At 42.4% G+C, this 17,273-nt stretch carries 16 protein-coding genes; 13 read left to right on the top strand and 3 right to left on the bottom strand.

The window, feature by feature from the left end; all coding sequences use genetic code 11:
* Positions 1–185: 185 nt before the first annotated feature.
* Complete coding sequence (locus MKZ25_RS15885; RefSeq protein WP_340802323.1) at positions 186–410, bottom strand: hypothetical protein; 225 nt, start codon at positions 408–410, stop codon at positions 186–188.
* 53 nt (positions 411–463) lie between these two features.
* Here MKZ25_RS15885 and MKZ25_RS15880 point away from each other — a divergent pair, with 53 nt between their 5' ends.
* The 9 genes from MKZ25_RS15880 to MKZ25_RS15840 all read left to right on the top strand — a co-directional run bounded on the left by MKZ25_RS15880 (position 464) and on the right by MKZ25_RS15840 (position 11,328).
* The gene (locus MKZ25_RS15880) at positions 464–697 is read left to right on the top strand and encodes a glutaredoxin family protein (protein WP_340802322.1); all 234 of its coding nucleotides are present in this window, start codon (positions 464–466) and stop codon (positions 695–697) included.
* Positions 698–868: 171 nt separating this feature from the next.
* A complete protein-coding gene (locus MKZ25_RS15875; RefSeq protein WP_340733164.1) occupies positions 869–1,897 on the top strand; it encodes a sugar-binding transcriptional regulator in 1,029 nt (342 codons plus the stop codon).
* Positions 1,898–1,963: 66 nt separating this feature from the next.
* The gene (gene gap / locus MKZ25_RS15870) at positions 1,964–2,974 is read left to right on the top strand and encodes a type I glyceraldehyde-3-phosphate dehydrogenase (protein ID WP_340802321.1); all 1,011 of its coding nucleotides are present in this window, start codon (positions 1,964–1,966) and stop codon (positions 2,972–2,974) included.
* A gap of 286 nt (positions 2,975–3,260) precedes the next feature.
* Complete coding sequence (locus MKZ25_RS15865) at positions 3,261–4,445, top strand: phosphoglycerate kinase (RefSeq protein ID WP_339173360.1); 1,185 nt, start codon at positions 3,261–3,263, stop codon at positions 4,443–4,445.
* 115 nt (positions 4,446–4,560) lie between these two features.
* A complete protein-coding gene (tpiA, locus tag MKZ25_RS15860; RefSeq protein WP_339195994.1) occupies positions 4,561–5,322 on the top strand; it encodes a triose-phosphate isomerase in 762 nt (253 codons plus the stop codon).
* Complete coding sequence (gpmI, locus tag MKZ25_RS15855) at positions 5,315–6,859, top strand: 2,3-bisphosphoglycerate-independent phosphoglycerate mutase (RefSeq protein WP_340802319.1); 1,545 nt, start codon at positions 5,315–5,317, stop codon at positions 6,857–6,859. The genes tpiA and gpmI overlap by 8 nt, the downstream gene beginning before the upstream one ends.
* A gap of 72 nt (positions 6,860–6,931) precedes the next feature.
* Positions 6,932–8,224: a phosphopyruvate hydratase gene (eno, locus tag MKZ25_RS15850; protein WP_079524408.1), complete on the top strand. Its 1,293-nt coding sequence runs from the start codon at positions 6,932–6,934 to the stop codon at positions 8,222–8,224.
* 1,181 nt (positions 8,225–9,405) lie between these two features.
* The gene (locus tag MKZ25_RS15845) at positions 9,406–10,821 is read left to right on the top strand and encodes a DHA2 family efflux MFS transporter permease subunit (protein WP_340733159.1); all 1,416 of its coding nucleotides are present in this window, start codon (positions 9,406–9,408) and stop codon (positions 10,819–10,821) included.
* Between the two features lie 330 nt (positions 10,822–11,151).
* On the top strand, positions 11,152–11,328 hold the full coding sequence (locus tag MKZ25_RS15840; protein WP_340733158.1) for a phosphomannomutase: 177 nt from the start codon (positions 11,152–11,154) through the stop codon (positions 11,326–11,328).
* A 60-nt stretch (positions 11,329–11,388) separates the two neighbouring features.
* Here the strand turns inward: MKZ25_RS15840 and MKZ25_RS15835 are convergent, their stop codons facing one another.
* Together MKZ25_RS15835 and MKZ25_RS15830 are read right to left on the bottom strand one after the other, a co-directional pair.
* Positions 11,389–11,679 carry a transposase gene (locus tag MKZ25_RS15835; RefSeq protein ID WP_340733157.1) on the bottom strand — a complete coding sequence of 97 codons (291 nt, stop codon included), beginning with the start codon at positions 11,677–11,679 and terminating at the stop codon, positions 11,389–11,391.
* A gap of 30 nt (positions 11,680–11,709) precedes the next feature.
* Entirely contained in the window at positions 11,710–12,639 is a 930-nt protein-coding gene (locus MKZ25_RS15830; protein ID WP_340733156.1) for a nuclease-related domain-containing protein, read from the bottom strand.
* 182 nt (positions 12,640–12,821) lie between these two features.
* Between MKZ25_RS15830 and MKZ25_RS15825 the strand changes: the two genes are divergently transcribed.
* The 4 genes from MKZ25_RS15825 to rnr all read left to right on the top strand — a co-directional run bounded on the left by MKZ25_RS15825 (position 12,822) and on the right by rnr (position 17,208).
* Positions 12,822–13,067 carry a hypothetical protein gene (locus MKZ25_RS15825; protein WP_340802318.1) on the top strand — a complete coding sequence of 82 codons (246 nt, stop codon included), beginning with the start codon at positions 12,822–12,824 and terminating at the stop codon, positions 13,065–13,067.
* A 224-nt stretch (positions 13,068–13,291) separates the two neighbouring features.
* Entirely contained in the window at positions 13,292–13,519 is a 228-nt protein-coding gene (gene secG, locus MKZ25_RS15820) for a preprotein translocase subunit SecG (RefSeq protein WP_251690282.1), read from the top strand.
* 261 nt (positions 13,520–13,780) lie between these two features.
* Positions 13,781–14,527, top strand: a complete 747-nt coding sequence (locus tag MKZ25_RS15815) for an alpha/beta hydrolase (RefSeq protein ID WP_340733154.1) — start codon at positions 13,781–13,783, stop codon at positions 14,525–14,527.
* A gap of 272 nt (positions 14,528–14,799) precedes the next feature.
* Positions 14,800–17,208: a ribonuclease R gene (gene rnr / locus MKZ25_RS15810; protein ID WP_340733153.1), complete on the top strand. Its 2,409-nt coding sequence runs from the start codon at positions 14,800–14,802 to the stop codon at positions 17,206–17,208.
* The last annotated feature ends 65 nt before the right edge of the window (positions 17,209–17,273 follow it).

The raw sequence follows: 17,273 nt of genomic DNA, 5'->3' as shown, positions 1-17,273 counted from the left end.
TTCGGATGTTCTAATATATCGTGAAAAGTTCTAATATAAGCAGCTGACCGCATTTTCTGATATGCGGTCGTGAAGTTTTATTGAGGTGCTGCACCGGTTTACTAATAAGTTCGTGCAAAGTTCTAATATACGGTTGGGAACTGCTAATAAGTCTGCCAGATGTTCTAATATAGCCGGAATAATTTCTAATAAAAGCGGCCGATGAATAGGGGGGACGCATTTTCTAATAAGTATGCGCGATGTTCTAATAAACCCGGGAAAGTTCTAATAAAACGCGGATCTTCTAATATAAGTCGCCGATGTTCAAATAAGTGGTCCACATCTTCTAATAAACAACCGCGAACTTCTAATATCCCACCCGCACCTTCTAATAAAACCAAAAAATCTTCTAATAAAATCCCGACGCGCACATCCCATCCCCACCCAAACTCCGCTATAATAATAAAAAAAGGAGGAACTGCCAATGATCATCAAATTTTATTCGAAACCGGACTGCGGACTTTGCATTGAAGGACTCCATACGTTAAAAACCGTGCAGGAAGACATCGACTTTACGATTGAGCACTGCAATATAGAAGAAGACGATGAAGCGCATGAAAAATATATGCTGATGATTCCGGTTGTGGAGTATAACGGGGACGTTGTGCAATACGGGCAGCTTGATTATGCGACGTTGTACGAGGCGCTGGTGGACTAGCCATCGGTGCCTGTTCGCTATTTTTTGTAATAAATTCGGTCAGATAAGTTGCAAATCCCTCCGAGCCGATCTATAATAAAGACAGAAATTCTTTTTTTTACCCCATGTGGGACATAAAATATTTATGTGGGACATATATTGTCCAACAGGATAAATCGGGTAGGTGGTTTTTTGACGGATATTTCATTTTTTGCAGCTGAGCGTAAACTAATGCCTGAAATTGATGCTCTTTTTCAAAAGAGATTTCGAGTTTTACAAGCAATTGCGACATTTAGCCCAATTGGTAGACGTGCTTTAGGAGAACAGCTACAGATGACAGAGCGTGATATCCGGAATGAAACAACGGTCCTGAGCGAACAGCAATTGATCTTGATTCAAAAAAAAGGCATGATTTGCTCGCCGAAAGGGTATGAAGTAATAGAGCAGCTTTACGAACTGTATCGTGAGCTTTCCGGTATTGTGGCGATGGAACAGCAGCTTACAAACATCTTTGGCATCGCACGTGTCATCATTGTGCCTGGTGATGCCGAACAGGATGAAACGGTAAAGCAGCAGCTCGGTAAAGTGGCGGCACAAGTATTACAGCAAATCGCACCTGCGAAAGCCAACATTGCGGTAACAGGCGGCAGCAGCGTTGCATCGATGAAGGAATATTTGTCGGATGTCCCGGTGTTGAGCGACGCCACATTTATTGCGGCACGCGGTGGTATGGGTGATGAGATGACATTCCAGGCGAATACAATTGTTTCGAAGTTTTCAAAAAGATGCGGGGCAACATACCGCACATTGTTTTTGCCGGAGCATTTAAGTGAGCAGGCGTATGAAGCGATGAAGGATGAACCGATCATTCGGGAGATGATAACACTTTATGAACAGGTGGACATCGTTATTCACGGAATCGGGGCAGCACAGGAAATGGCGCTTCGACGTAAAAGTTCACAGCATGAGCAGCAGTTACTTGAGGAAAAAGGCGCGGTTGCCGAAGCATTCGGCTACTATTTCAATGCAAATGGAGACACGGTTCATCATCTGAGGACAATTGGAATCCAGCGTGATCAAGTCAACAAAGCGAAGCATGTTCTTGCCATTGCGGCAGGCAGAAATAAAGCGGCTGCGATTCAGGCGTATTTTAAAAATGCCGCATCGCAAACGATTTTGATTACAGATGAGCAAACCGCAAGTACAATTCTTGAAAATTAAACATGTTTTTAAAAGTATGATTTTACACATACTATTTTAATAATAAAGTTATTGGAGGAATTACACATGGCATTACAATTAGCAATCAATGGATTTGGACGAATCGGACGTTTAGTATTCCGTGAAGCAATGAAGCACGAGGAATTTGAAGTAGTTGCAGTAAATGATTTAACTGACGCGAAACAGCTTGCACATTTATTAAAATACGACTCAGTACATGGAGTGTATGATGCAGACGTTCAAGCGGAAGATGATGCATTTATCGTAAACGGCAAACGCATTCAAGTGCTTTCAGAAAAAGATCCTGCAAATTTACCATGGGGTGAACTTGGTGTAGATGTAGTTCTTGAATGTACTGGCAGATGGCGTTCAATGGAAGAAGTATCAAAACATATCGAAGCCGGCGCAAAAAAAGCGATCCTTTCTGCACCAGCAAAAGGCGATATGCCAACATATGTAATGGGTGTTAACCACGAAGATTATGACCCATCACAAGATGTTATTTCAAACGCTTCTTGTACAACAAACTGTTTAGCACCACTTGCAAAAGTATTGGATGAAAAATTCGGCATCAAACGCGGTATGATGACAACTATTCACTCTTATACTAATGACCAACGTATCCTTGACTTCCCGCACTCTGACCCACGTCGTGCACGTGCAGGCGCGGTATCAATGATTCCGACAACTACTGGTGCAGCAATCGCCGTATCAAAAGTATTACCACAATTAAAAGGTAAATTGGACGGTTTCTCAATGCGTGTTCCAACACCAAACGTATCATGTGTTGACTTAGTTGTTGAATTGGATAAAGACGTAACAACAGATTCAATCAATGCTGCATTAAAAGAAGCTTCTGAAGGCGATTTAAAAGGCATTCTTGCTTACAACGAATTACCATTAGTATCAATCGACTACAATGGTAACCCGGCGTCATCTACTATTGATGGTTTATCAACAATGGTAATGGAAGGTCGTATGGCGAAAGTCGTTTCTTGGTATGATAACGAAATCGGCTACTCTACTCGTTTAATGGATTTAGCTTTATATATCGCAAAACAAGGTATTAAAGAATAATAATTCACCTAAATGTGACATACTTTTTCGGAATTAAAGGAAAAGTGTGTCATATTAAAAGGAAACGGGCATAAAAAGTATAGCCTTTAATACATGTAAACCTTATAATAAATAAGGGTAAAAGAGCGGCAGGGACTCACCCGGACCGCTCTTTTTTCGGATATAAGGATAAATATACAAAACAGAGGCGATATCAAGACAGTCTTATCGAATTTTGTTACTATTTTAACTAGCGAGTATACGATCCATAATAATTGACGAACGAGTATGAAGGAGGATTTTCAGTATGTTTTTAAAGAAATCAATGAACGATGTAGATGTAAAAGGAAAACGCGTATTTGTGCGTGTCGATTTTAATGTGCCGATGGATGAGGGCCGCATTACCGACGAAACGCGTATTCGTGCAGCTATTCCAACAATTGAACAACTAGTAAACGCTGGAGCAAAAGTTATTTTAGCTTCACATCTTGGCCGTCCAAAAGGCGAAGTAAACGAGGACATGCGCTTAACAGCAGTCGGCGAGCGTCTTGCGGAATTAATGGACAAGCCGGTTAAAAAATTGGATGAATCAATTGGTTCAGATGTAGAAGCAGCGGTTAACAATATGCAAGAAGGCGAAATTATCCTGCTTGAAAATGTTCGTTTCCATAAAGGCGAAGAGAAAAACGACGAAGCATTGGCAAAAGAGTTTGCAAAATTAGCAGACCTTTACGTAAATGATGCATTCGGCGCAGCTCACCGTGCACATGCTTCAACAGAAGGTATCGCAAAACATGTACCGGCTGTTTCAGGCTTATTAATGGAAAAAGAGCTGGATGTACTAGGAAAAGCATTATCAAATCCAGAGCGCCCGTTCACAGCAATTATTGGTGGAGCGAAAGTTAAAGATAAAATCGGTGTGATTGAAAACTTATTAGATAAAGTGGATCACCTGATTATCGGTGGCGGTTTAGTATTTACATTCGTCAAAGCGATGGGTCACGATATCGGGAAGTCACTTTTGGAAGAAGATAAAATCGAGCTGGCAAAAGGCTTTATCGAGCAAGCGAAAGCAAAAGGCGTACAACTGCACATGCCGGTTGATGCTGTCGTAGCAAACGAGTTTTCAAAAGATGCTGAAACGCAAGTAGTGGCAATCGATGCTATTCCATCTGACTGGATGGGACTTGATATCGGACCGAAAACTGCTGAAAACTATGCAGAAGTTATTAAACAATCGAAATTGATCATTTGGAACGGACCAATGGGTGTATTCGAAATGGAAAAATTCGCAAACGGTACGAAAACAGTTGCGGATGCAATGGCAACAACAGACGGCTACACAATTATCGGCGGCGGTGACTCGGCTGCAGCGGTAGAAAAATTCGAAGTCGCTTCAAAAATGGACCATATTTCAACAGGCGGCGGTGCTTCATTAGAGTTAATGGAGGGTAAAGAATTACCGGGAATTGTAGCGTTAAACGATAAATAAATCGTTTGGAGGCTGAACTATCTGTTAAAGGTTGGTTGAAGCGGGTTGGGTGCACGAAAAGCTTTGCCTAGCGGATATCAGCCGGACAGAATCTTTTAAAAACGGAGGGTTTTGAATGAGAAAACCGATTATAGCAGGAAACTGGAAAATGTATAAGTCATTTGATGAGGCAGTTGATTTTATCGAAGAAATCCAACAACAGGTTCCTTCTCCGGATAAAGTCGATGCGGTCATCTGTGCACCTGCATTATATTTACCATCACTTGTCGTAGGGGCAGAAGATTCAAGCCTGGCAATTGGTGCACAAAACATGCACTACGAAGATGAAGGCGCATTTACAGGGGAAATCAGCCCGAAAATGCTTTCGAATGTCAATGTCGACTATGTTATTTTAGGGCATTCGGAGCGTCGTGAGCTATTCAATGAAACGGACGAAGCGATCAACTTAAAAGTCCGTGCTGCACTTAATTACGGTATTGTACCGATTATTTGCTGTGGTGAAACATTGGAAGAGCGTGAAGCGGAGCAAACTGAAGCAAAAGTGGCACGCCAAATTACAAAAGCATTAGAAGGCTTTGCACCAATTGAAGTAGAGCATATGGTCATTGCCTATGAGCCAATCTGGGCAATCGGAACAGGGAAAACAGCTACTGCAGAAGATGCGAACACAGTGTGCTGTGCAATCCGTCTGGCGATTGAAACATTATACGGAAAAGATACAGCTGAAAAAGTGCGCATTCAATACGGCGGCAGTGTGAAGCCTGAAAACATTGAAGAGCTTTTAGCACAAGAGCATATCGATGGCGCATTAGTAGGAGGAGCAAGCCTACAGCCAGCATCATTCATGAAGTTATTGGAGGCGGCAGCAAATGCCTAAACAACCCGTTGCATTAATTATTTTAGATGGCTTTGCCTTTCGCGATGAAGTGAAAGGGAATGCCGTAGCACAAGCAAATAAACCGAATTTTGACCGTTACTGGCATGCCTATCCACATGCGACTTTAACAGCAAGTGGTGAAGCAGTAGGTCTACCAGATGGCCAAATGGGGAACTCTGAAGTTGGACACTTAAATATCGGAGCTGGACGTATTGTGTACCAGTCTTTGACACGTATTCATAAATCCATTAGTGACGGCGATTTCTTCCGTAACGAATCGTTACTGGCGGCTGTTGAACATGCAAAAGCGCATGGTTCAAAGCTTCATTTAATGGGTCTGCTTTCGGATGGCGGTGTTCATAGCCATTATGAGCATTTGTTTGCCTTGTTGAAATTGGCGAAAGCAAATGGTCTTGAGAAAGTTTATGTCCACGGTTTCCTTGATGGACGCGATGTCGGTCCAACGACAGCACTTGATTATATCCGTGAAACTGAAAAACAAATGAAAGAAATCGGGATCGGTAAGTTCGCATCGATTCACGGTCGCTATTATGCAATGGACCGTGACCGCCGCTGGGAACGTGTCGGCTTAACGTACAATGCGTTAGTTGACGGGATCGGTCAAACGGCATCTACTGCAACAGCTGGTGTCGAGTCTTCGTATGAACGTGAAGTGCATGATGAATTCGTCGTGCCGTTTGTCGTGACAGAAGAAGGTCGACCAGCCGCAACGATCAGCTCAAACGATGCGGTTATTTTCTTCAATTTCCGTCCGGACCGTGCGATTCAATTATCTTCTTTAATGACAAATGAAAAATTTGACGCGATGCCACGCTCTGAAAATCATCCGACGAATCTGAAATTTGTAACGTTTACACATTACAGTGATGATGTCGTAGCGGATGTAGCGTACGAAAAGTACGATTTAGTCAATACAGTCGGTGAGGTTATTTCCAAAGCAGGCAAAACGCAGCTGCGTATCGCGGAAACGGAAAAATATCCGCATGTTACGTTCTTTATGAGCGGTGGCCGTGAAGAGACATTTGCCGGCGAGGAGCGCATTTTAATCGCATCGCCAAAAGTGGCAACTTACGATCTGAAGCCGGAGATGAGTGCGTATGAAGTGACGGATGCTTTACTGGAAGCTATTGCAGCAGATAAGTTCGATGCGATCATTTTAAACTTTGCGAACCCGGATATGGTCGGACATTCAGGAATGCTTGAACCGACGATCAAAGCGATCGAAGCAGTGGACGAATGTTTAGGGAAAGTCGTTGATGCGATTACGGCTAAAGGCGGCTATGCAATCATTACAGCGGACCACGGGAACTCGGATGAAGTCGTGACACTTGATGACAAGCCGATGACGGCACATACGACAAACCCGGTACCGGTGATTGTGACGAAGCCTGGTGTCATGCTTTATGAAGACGGCATTTTAGCCGATCTGGCACCGACAATGCTTGAATTACTTAATATTGCCCAACCTGCAGAGATGACAGGAAAATCGTTAGTTATGCCAAGCGAACAGAATTGATCGCGCGGTTAATTATATAGCTTGTCCTTGTGCAAGCACCAACTAAATTTATCAATAGAGGAGTTTTTTATTATGCCATTCATTACTCAAGTATATGCTCGTGAAGTATTAGATTCTCGCGGTAACCCAACAGTAGAAGTAGAAGTATTCACAGAATCAGGCGCATTCGGCCGTGCTATCGTGCCATCTGGTGCTTCAACTGGTGAATATGAAGCAGTGGAATTACGCGATGGGGACGTAAACCGTTACTTAGGTAAAGGTGTTGAAAAAGCGGTAGAAAACGTCAACACAATTATCGCGGAAGAACTTGAAGGCCAATATTCTGTATTGGACCAAGTAGTAATCGACCAAGCGTTAATCGAACTTGATGGAACAGAAAACAAAGGTAAATTAGGTGCAAACGCAATTTTAGGTGTGTCAATGGCAGTAGCGCATGCAGCAGCTGACTACCTGGACATTCCTTTATACCAATACTTAGGTGGCTTCAACTCGAAGCAATTACCAGTACCAATGATGAACATCCTAAACGGTGGTGCACACGCTGACAACAACGTGGACATCCAGGAATTCATGGTAATGCCAGTAGGTGCTAAATCATTCAAAGAAGCATTACGTATGGGTACGGAAATCTTCCATAACTTAAAAACTGTATTAAAAGAAAAAGGCCACAACACAGCTGTAGGTGACGAAGGCGGATTCGCTCCAAACTTAGGTTCAAATGAAGAAGCAATCACAGTGATCATCGAAGCAGTTGAAAAAGCAGGCTACAAAATGGGCGAAGAAATCCGTTTAGCTATGGACGTTGCGTCTTCTGAGCTTTACAACAAAGAAACAGGCAAATACGTTTTAGCTGGTGAAGGCGTAGAAAAAACTTCTGAAGAAATGGTTGCTTGGTACGAAGAGCTGACTTCTAAATACCCAATCATCTCAATCGAAGACGGTTTAGACGAAAACGACTGGGCTGGCCACAAGCTATTAACAGAGCGTATCGGCGACCGCGTACAATTAGTTGGTGACGATCTGTTTGTAACAAACACAACAAAATTATCTCGCGGTATCGAAGAAGGTGTTGGCAACTCAATCTTAATCAAAGTAAACCAAATCGGTACATTAACTGAAACATTTGAAGCAATCGAAATGGCGAAACGCGCTGGCTACACAGCTGTAATCTCTCACCGTTCAGGCGAATCAGAAGATAACACAATCGCTGACATCGCGGTTGCAACAAATGCAGGTCAAATCAAAACTGGTGCACCATCTCGTACGGACCGCGTTGCGAAGTACAACCAATTACTACGCATCGAAGACCAACTAGGCGCAACTAGCCGTTTTGAAGGCTTAAAATCATTCTACAATATTAAATAACTGTTTGACGGTTGATCAGGCACTCGCTTTTTGGCGGGTGTCTTTTTTTGTTGGGGAGTGGGGCGGGGTGAATGTTCCGGTGTGAGTCGTTTAATTTTGCGGAAAAAAGCCGTGTTTGCGTCGTTTATTAGAAGAAATGCGAGTGATATTAGAAGAATGTGGGTGGATATTAGAAGTTCCGTGTATTTGAGGTGGAGGAATGCTTTTATTCCGGGTAAAAAGGGCGTGGAGAAAGCGTGTCTGGATTTTATTAGAACAATAGAGACGGATATTAGAAGAAAGCTGGGTGATATTAGAAGAACCAGGATGGATATTAGAAGTATGTTGAATTTGACGCGAAAAACAGCTTTTATTCCTAATGAGTAGGGCCGGGAGAAAGCTTGCTTGGATTTTATTAGAACATTTGCGTCGTTTATTAGAAGAAATGCGAGTGTTATTAGAAGAACGTAGGGGGATATTAGAAGTTCCGTGTATTTGAGGTGGAGGAAAGCTTTTATTCCGAGAGAATAGAGCGTGGAGAATTCGTGTCTGGATTTTATTAGAACAATGGGGCGGTTTATTAGAAAATGGCGGCAGGATATTAGAAGAAGTAGATACTTTATTTGAACATCTTGAACACTTATTAGAACAAAGCGCACTTATATTAGAAAATCGGCAATTTATTAGAACAAATAAATTTATATTAGAACTTTTTCGAATATATTAGAAAAGCCAGAGAGACTCAAATGTGGGACTCTCTATTCTAGTGGGCGGAATGTTGGTTCTGTCTAAGAAAGCTGTAGGAAGGTGTTCACAATTAGCCTTTTTTAAGTACTAAATGCGCGAAAAACTATTGCAAAATAATTCATTTTCCTAGCAATGAGAATGCATCAACTTACTGATGCTGATGTGGCGCGGTTTTTCAGATGTTGTTTAAATTTTGGGGGGTGAGATTGCAATCGGTTTCATAAGAATATGTAAAATAATGTCTACGAAACATAGCTCCATAAAAGGGAAATATTGGAATATATTTGTTCACAATTATAACAACGGATCTAAAAGTTATTACATAAACAATTGAATTTCCAGGAAAAAATTTGATATATTTTAAAGCGTGCTGTGACAAGAGTGACAGCAATAGCATGATATGAAGCAATTATCATCTTTCATAAAAGAGTCTTATCAATAGGAGGAAACAAAAAATGGCAGCACCTTTTTTCAATGTAAAAAGCCCAAAAGGTATGGCGGCTGTTATGATGATCAGTACATTCGTTGGTTTATTTGGTGAAACGGCATTAAACATGGCGTTAACAAATATTATGGATGACTACGGTGTATCAGCAGCATCTGCCGCATGGTTAACAACCGGCTATTTATTAGTATTGGCCGTATTAGTTCCGTTATCATCCTATTTAGTCCGATGGTTTACTACACGTCAATTAGTCGTCTCGGCAATTTTGTTGGCCGTAATCGGTTCATTATTAGCAGCATTGGCACCGAACTTTGCGGTATTACTGATAGGCCGTTTCGTACAGGCATTTGCAACAGGGATTATTTTACCGCTGATGTTCAGTGTTATCATGATGATTTTTCCGGTGCAAAAGCGCGGAGCCGTAATGGGGATTGTAGGGGTAGTTTTAACAGCAGGTCCGGCATTAGGTCCGTCAATCGCAGGCTTAATCGTAACATCTTTAAGCTGGCGCTATATTTTCTGGATCATGGCGGTCGTTTATGTCCTTGTCATCGTTTTAGCGCTATCTAAAGTGGATAACGTGTCAAACGTAACACGTCCGAAAATCGATTTATTATCCTTATTATGTTCTACATTCGGTTTTGGCGGCGTTGTATTCGCATTGGCAACATTGGCGGAGCAATCGATTTCAAAACCGATCGTTTGGGTTCCTCTTGTCGTGGGGTTAGTTTTATTAGTCGTATTCGGCGTTCGTCAAACACAAATGGATGAGCCGATGATCGACTTATCAGTATTCAAATCACCGATGTTCTCTTTAGGTGTCGCGTTAATGGTTGCGACCATGTTCATGATTCTTTCGGTAGCGATCCTAGTGCCGATGTTCCTGAAGACAGTATTAGGATTCGCCGCATTAACTGCCGGTTTATGCATGTTGCCGGCGAACATCCTAAATATCATCATGTCACCAATCGTTGGGTCAAACTTCGATAAAGTCGGAGCGAAAATCTTTACACGTATCGGCTTTACATTGATATTAGTGTCAATGATTGTATTTTTAACAACTATCTCAGCCACAACAGCGACATGGATTATCATTGTAAACTTATGTGTGTTCTTCGTCGGAGTATCGATGTCTATCATGCCGGCACAGACAAATGCGATGAACTCATTGGCGCCGCAGAAATTTGCTGACGGTTCTGCAGCATTAAACACATTAACGCAAATCGCCGGTGCTTCGGGTACAGCCATTGCGATCACAATGTACACAATCGGTCAGCAAAACTATATCGAGAAATTCAGCAACGCCCTCCCGGCAGAGTTTTTAGCACACGGTGTCCACTCAGCGTTCATCGTCGTGACAGTCGTTTCGGTATTAGGCTTGGTTGGCTCGTTCTTCGTGAAGAACAGCAAGCCGGTTGGAAATTAATTTAACAGGTATGTTTTGGGGCAGCATCGGGGGGATTCCGGTGCTGTTTTTTGTTGGCGTGGGGGATTTTATTAGAACAAGGGAGCCGGTTATTAGAAGAAATACGGGGGATATTAGAAGATTCCCCAAAGTTGAGGCGTTGGAGAGCTTTTATTGCCGGTGAAATGGGCGGGGAGAATTTATGCCGTGATTTTATTAGAACAAACTAGTGGGTTATTAGAAGAAATGCGAGTGTTATTAGAAGAACGGTGATGGATATTAGAAGTTCCTTGTATTTGAGGCGTTGGAGAGCTTTTATTATTGATAGAATAGGGCGGGAGAAAGCGTTCCTTGATTTTATTAGAACAATCGAGAGGTTTATTAGAAAATGGCGACAGGATATTAGAAGAAGTAGATACTTTATTTGAACATCCGGAACCCTTATTAGAACAAACCGCATTTATATTAGAAAATCGGCAATTTATTAGAACAAATAAATTTATATTAGAACTTTTTCGGATATATTAGAACATTACAGACAAAGACCCCCGAATACAGAATGTGGGGGTCTGTCTCTTGCCTCTCAAACTACCGTTCAATGTCCGAAAATCCTCGAATCGCTTTTCTCAAAATTTCGTTCTCTTCTTCCAACGCACGGATTTTCTTCTCATACGATACCCTTATTTTTTTCAATTCGCTCTCTGGAACCAAGTCTGTCAATGACGCGCGGTATTCTTTCACCCACCGATGGACCGTCGATGGGCCGACATCATATCGACCGGCAATATCAGCAACTTTTGCGCCGTCTTCCGCAACAGATCTAATAATGAGCTCTTTAGTTGCCGCATCCACATGGTTACGGCGTTGTTTTTCCATCATATGTGTCACGTCCTTTCTTCTAGTGTATATCTACTCAAACTTCTCCGGTATCAAATAATACGTTCCCTTATTCACCCCGTGCTTCTCCAAACCGGCTCTCGCCAACAGTTTCGAAGCAATGTGGATACAGGATATATTAAAAAACTCACGGAATTCTTTATTCGTTATGCGGGGGCCGACTAAAATTCGGTATTGTAGAAAAGTTTCGAACAACGCGTCTTTACTTTTCACACCGCACACCAGGCAAAGAAAATAGCCTTGCCTATAATGCATTTCATTGGCATAATCGCATTCCCTGCAAAGAACGCCATTGCGGAGCCGGTTCCTTTCAATCGTTCGGCGCGGGGGAAGCTGTTCGTAAAGCTGCTCTAATTGGTTTTGCAGAAAAGTAATATTTGCTCGGGGGTTCGGGTGCTGTCTATACAGTTTTTCGATAAATCTCGGGATGCCGCTCATATGCATGATCGGGAAACTGGAAAGGGAATGGTCGAGTGTAGCGCGGTGATTGGCAAGCGCGACGATGTGGTAAACGGGAATGGAGATTTGCCACGCTTTGAATTGATGTTCTAAAAAAAGCTGATGGCGGTATGCCTGGTCAAACGGGTTGGGGAAGTTTTCGCTGATATTTTCATGGACGCGGGAAAATTCATGGAGCGCGGGTTTATAGAAAAGGGTGCCGGACATTTGTTTGACTTCCATGACGACGACAAAATGCGGTGTAATGAGCAAAGCGTCCATTTGATGGGTAAAACCTTTTGAATTGATGCATTCAAAATTATAAAAAATATGGGAAGCGGATTTAAAATGATAGTCCGAGAGCAGCCGTTTTAACTTTTGTTCTCCTGATAAGCCGGCCTCCAATCGGTAAAATTCCTGTTCGATTGCGGGTGCGTCCAAATCATCCATTTTCATGCGATTCAACAATGTTTTGACAAATAAATAATGCCTGGATTGCTGCATGATTTTCACCTCCTCATTTCACTATAGCGAATATAAATCAGGAAGAAAATACAAAGCCTGAAAATAACTTTTTACGGCGGAAAATTAAAAAAAGGTTTTTCTTTCAGAGATCGGGGAAACATAAAGCATACACCAAAGGAGGCTATTACATTATGAAACTCAAAAAAACACCCACGCTAATGATGACGGTATTACTATCATTATCACTTGCAGCATGTAACGATGATGACGATACGAACATCGACAACAACATCGATGACGGTACAGATGATGGCTTAATGGAGGACAACACTGACGATACGAATGTTGAGTTAGATGTTGATGACAACAACGACAATAACGATGACAACGTAGAAGATACTTTAGATGACGATACAGATGTTGATGGCGCTGTTGATGATAATGCAGATGACAACAGCAACGACTAATTAAAACGAATGAAAAGCATGGTGCCCGTATTAAATTGCGGGTATCATGCTTTTTTCAATTCTTTTAAGAAAAATGAAGAAAGCGAATGCCATTTCAACCGTTTGAATAAGAGTGGATATGGTTGGCTAAAATATGTTGTTCATTTCCAAGAAATATTGTAATGGCCCCCTCATTTTGATATACTATTTTGTATTGTGACGTCCATACTTAGGAGGTGGAGCAAATGCATACGTTATTTTCAGTATTACTTATTATCGTAGCTATAGCCTTAATCGTTGTTGTATTATTACAATCAGGTAAAAGCGCTGGTTTATCAGGTGCCATCTCTGGTGGAGCTGAGCAACTGTTCGGTAAACAGAAAGCTCGCGGAATGGATCTAGTCCTGCACCGCACAACAATCGTTCTTTCTGTTGCATTCTTCGTATTAGCACTAGCGATTACGAAATTCTAATCGATTGAAATTAAACGCCTAACCAAGCATTTAATGCTAGGTTGGGCTTTTTCTTTTAGTGTGGCAGGAAACGCAGTATAATAGAAGAAATGGAAAGTTCTTCACATCTTTCAGCGGATGTCATAGATTCGATAAGGAGTTCTTTGTGCAAGCACAAAGACGAATCTAGACGCAATTATGCCGAGGCGTAATTGATTGAAGATTCAATGGTGTGATTGGATCGTATTCTTCATATTATGGAACAAGACGGGAGCCACGTATATGAAATCAGCTTTGTCTTCACCGTTCTTCTTTCAGGCTGGACCGAGAGCGGTTTTATTATTACATGGATTTACAGGTAGTTCGGCAGATGTGCGGATGCTTGGACGCTTTTTGGAAAAGCACGGCTACACATCGCTTGCCCCGCATTATAAAGGACATGGTGTTCCGCCTGAAGAACTGATTGTCTCAAATCCCGAAGAATGGTGGCAAGATGTAAAAAACGGGTATACACAATTAAAAGAGGCAGGCTATGAAGAAATCGCCGTTGCAGGATTATCGCTCGGTGGCGTATTTTCACTCAAGCTTGCGACAAGTCATCCGGTAAAAGGCGTTGTCACGATGTGCTCGCCGATGACGATGCGCACGACAGACATTATGTTTGAAGGCGTACTTGAATATGCAAAACAATATAAAAAACAACAAGGTAAAAGTGAACAGGAAATTGAATTAGAGATTGAAGCGATCAAGCAGCAGGGAATGGCATCACTGCCTGAACTGCAGCAACTGATTTACGATGTACGAGAGACAATCGACTTACTGTATGCGCCGATTTTGGTGATCCAGGCGCGCAACGACAAAGTCATCAACCCCGATTCAGCCAATATTATTTATGACACCGTCGAATCGATCGACAAAAAAATCAGCTGGTATGAGCATTCGGGCCATGTCATCACACTCGACAAAGAAAAAGACCAGCTTCATGAAGAAGTTCTCACGTTTTTAAATTCGTTAGATTGGATAGTCTAATGGTGTGAATAAATTTTTGTTTTTTACGAAACTTTGTAATTTGGAATTTTTACAGTGGATTGGAGTGTAGGCGGCGACTTTCTAATATGCTGCTTCTGCGGTGACCGCAATAAATTGCCGTCATCCTCGGCGCAAAGAATTTAAAACAAATAAATTTGATTTGAATTCTTGTCCGCCGAAACGGAAATCCACGGGTGCTAAACGAAAAGTTCATTCCAAAAGCACAACATCGTAAGAAACTTTATTTTCTGTTCAAAGGAGGGAAATAATACATGACACAAAAAAATGAATTACAACAGCGCGTCCTTGATATGATGAAGGATGAAGGCTATAAACCGATGACTGTATCGGAAATTGAAGATGTACTTGAATTAGAAGAAGCGGATGAGTTCCGTGAGTTAGTGAAAACACTCGTAAAAATGGAAGCGCAAGGACAAATCGTTCGCTCCCGTTCAAATCGCTACGGTTTACCGGAACGCATGAATTTACTGCGCGGCCGCTTTATCGGGAACGCCAAAGGATTCGGTTTCGTCGCACCGGAAGAACAAGGCATGGACGATATTTTCATTCCGGCACATGAAGTGAACGGTGCACTGAATGAAGATACCGTGCTCGTACGTGTATTAAAGGAACAATCAGGTGACCGCCGTGAAGGAACGATCGTGAAAATCGTCGAACGCAGCAAAACATCATTTGTAGGTACATACCAGGCAAATCGCGGTTTTGGGTTTGTTGTTACAGATGATAAAAAATTAAATATGGATATCTTTATCGCAAAAGAGGACGCAATGGGTGCGGTCGACGGACATAAAGTCGTTGTAGAAGTAACGCACTGGCCAGATGCGACGAAATCTGCGACAGGGATGATTACGAAAATTTTAGGTCATAAAAATGATCCGGGTGTGGACATTTTATCGATTCTGTATAAATATGATATTCCGCCAGAATTTCCTGCTGAGGTTGTCCAAGCGGCAGTCGATGTACCGGATGAGATTAGCGAACAGGATTTAGTCGGACGCCGTGACCTTCGCAATGAAGTGATCGTCACAATCGATGGTGCGGACGCGAAAGACTTGGATGATGCCGTAACGGTTGTAAAAAATGACAATGGCACATACAAGCTTGGTGTTCACATTGCGGATGTTAGTTATTACGTGACACAAGGCTCTGTACTCGATCAGGAAGCATATGAACGCGCGACATCTGTTTACTTAACGGACCGTGTAATTCCGATGATTCCACACCGTTTATCGAACGGTATCTGTTCATTGAACCCACAAGTTGACCGCTTAACATTGTCATGCGAAATGACAATCGACCAAGCCGGTCAAGTGGTGAAGCATGAAATTTTCCAAAGTGTCATTAAAACAACGGAGCGTATGACGTATTCGGACGTTTACAACATTTTAGAAAATCCGGACGAAAACCCGGAATTAATGGAGCGCTATGAAAGTTTAGTGCCGATGTTCAGAGATATGGCCGATTTAGCGCAAATTTTACGCAATAAACGTATGTCGCGCGGTGCGATTGACTTTGATTTCAAAGAATCAAAAGTACTTGTAAATGAAGACGGCTGGCCGACTGATATCGTGTTACGCGAACGTACAGTAGCAGAGCGTCTGATCGAGGAGTTCATGCTTGCAGCGAACGAAACGATTGCCGAGCATTTCCACTGGATGGAGCTGCCGTTCTTATACCGTATTCACGAAGATCCGAAGCCGGAAAAACTGCAACGTTTCTTTGAGTTTGTGACAAATTTTGGTATTATGATAAAAGGTACAGGGAACTCGGTGCACCCGAAAGCATTACAGGAAGTCATTCGTTCGATTGAAGGCTTGCCGGAAGAGCCGGTAATTTCAACGATGCTGTTACGTTCGATGCAGCAGGCGAAATATTATGCTGAGTCATTAGGCCACTTCGGTTTATCGACAGAGTTCTATACACACTTCACATCACCAATCCGTCGTTACCCGGATTTAATCGTCCATCGTTTAATCCGTACGTATTTGATTAATGGCGATACATCGAAGGAAACGGTTGTGCAATGGAGCGCGGTAATGGATGAAATTGCGGACCATACTTCTGGTCGTGAGCGTCGTGCCGTTGAAGCAGAGCGTGATACGGATGCACTGAAAAAAGCGCAGTTTATGTCCGATAAAATTGGGGAAGAGTTCGAAGGGATTGTTTCTTCGATTACGAACTTCGGTATTTTCGTAGAGCTTGAAAATACGGTGGAAGGTCTTGTGCATATTTCGAATATGACGGACGATTACTACCGTTTTGAAGATCGTCATATGATGATGATCGGTGAGCGTACTGGCCGCCAGTTCCGTATCGGGGATGAAGTGAAGATCCGTGTGGCGAATGTCGTGATCGAGGAATCTTCTGTCGACTTTGAAATCGTCGATATGGTGAGCAGCCCACGTCCGGCTCGTCGCCAAACATCGAAAGTCATCCATGCAGGTCGCAGAGAAGGCCGCAAAAAAGATGATGAGCGTACAGGCGAAAAACGTGACCGCAAATCGCGCGGTGGCAGTAAGGCACGTCCTGAAAAAGCGAAACGTTCAGGCTCATCTGACCGTGATCCACGCGGGAGACGCAAAGAAGGTAAATCAGGCGATAAGCCGAAGTTTTATGAAGGCATCGCAAAAGGCAAAAAGAAAAAAAGTAAAAAGAAATAGTAAGGTGTGAAGCTATGGTGCAATTTCGGCATCATAGCTCTCTACCTTTAAAATAGAGGTGTAAA

Source organism: Solibacillus sp. FSL W7-1464 (genome assembly GCF_038004425.1).
GTDB lineage: Bacteria > Bacillota > Bacilli > Bacillales_A > Planococcaceae > Solibacillus.
The sequence above is the reverse complement of the archived record's forward strand: the minus strand, read 5'-3'. Positions and strand labels throughout refer to the sequence as shown.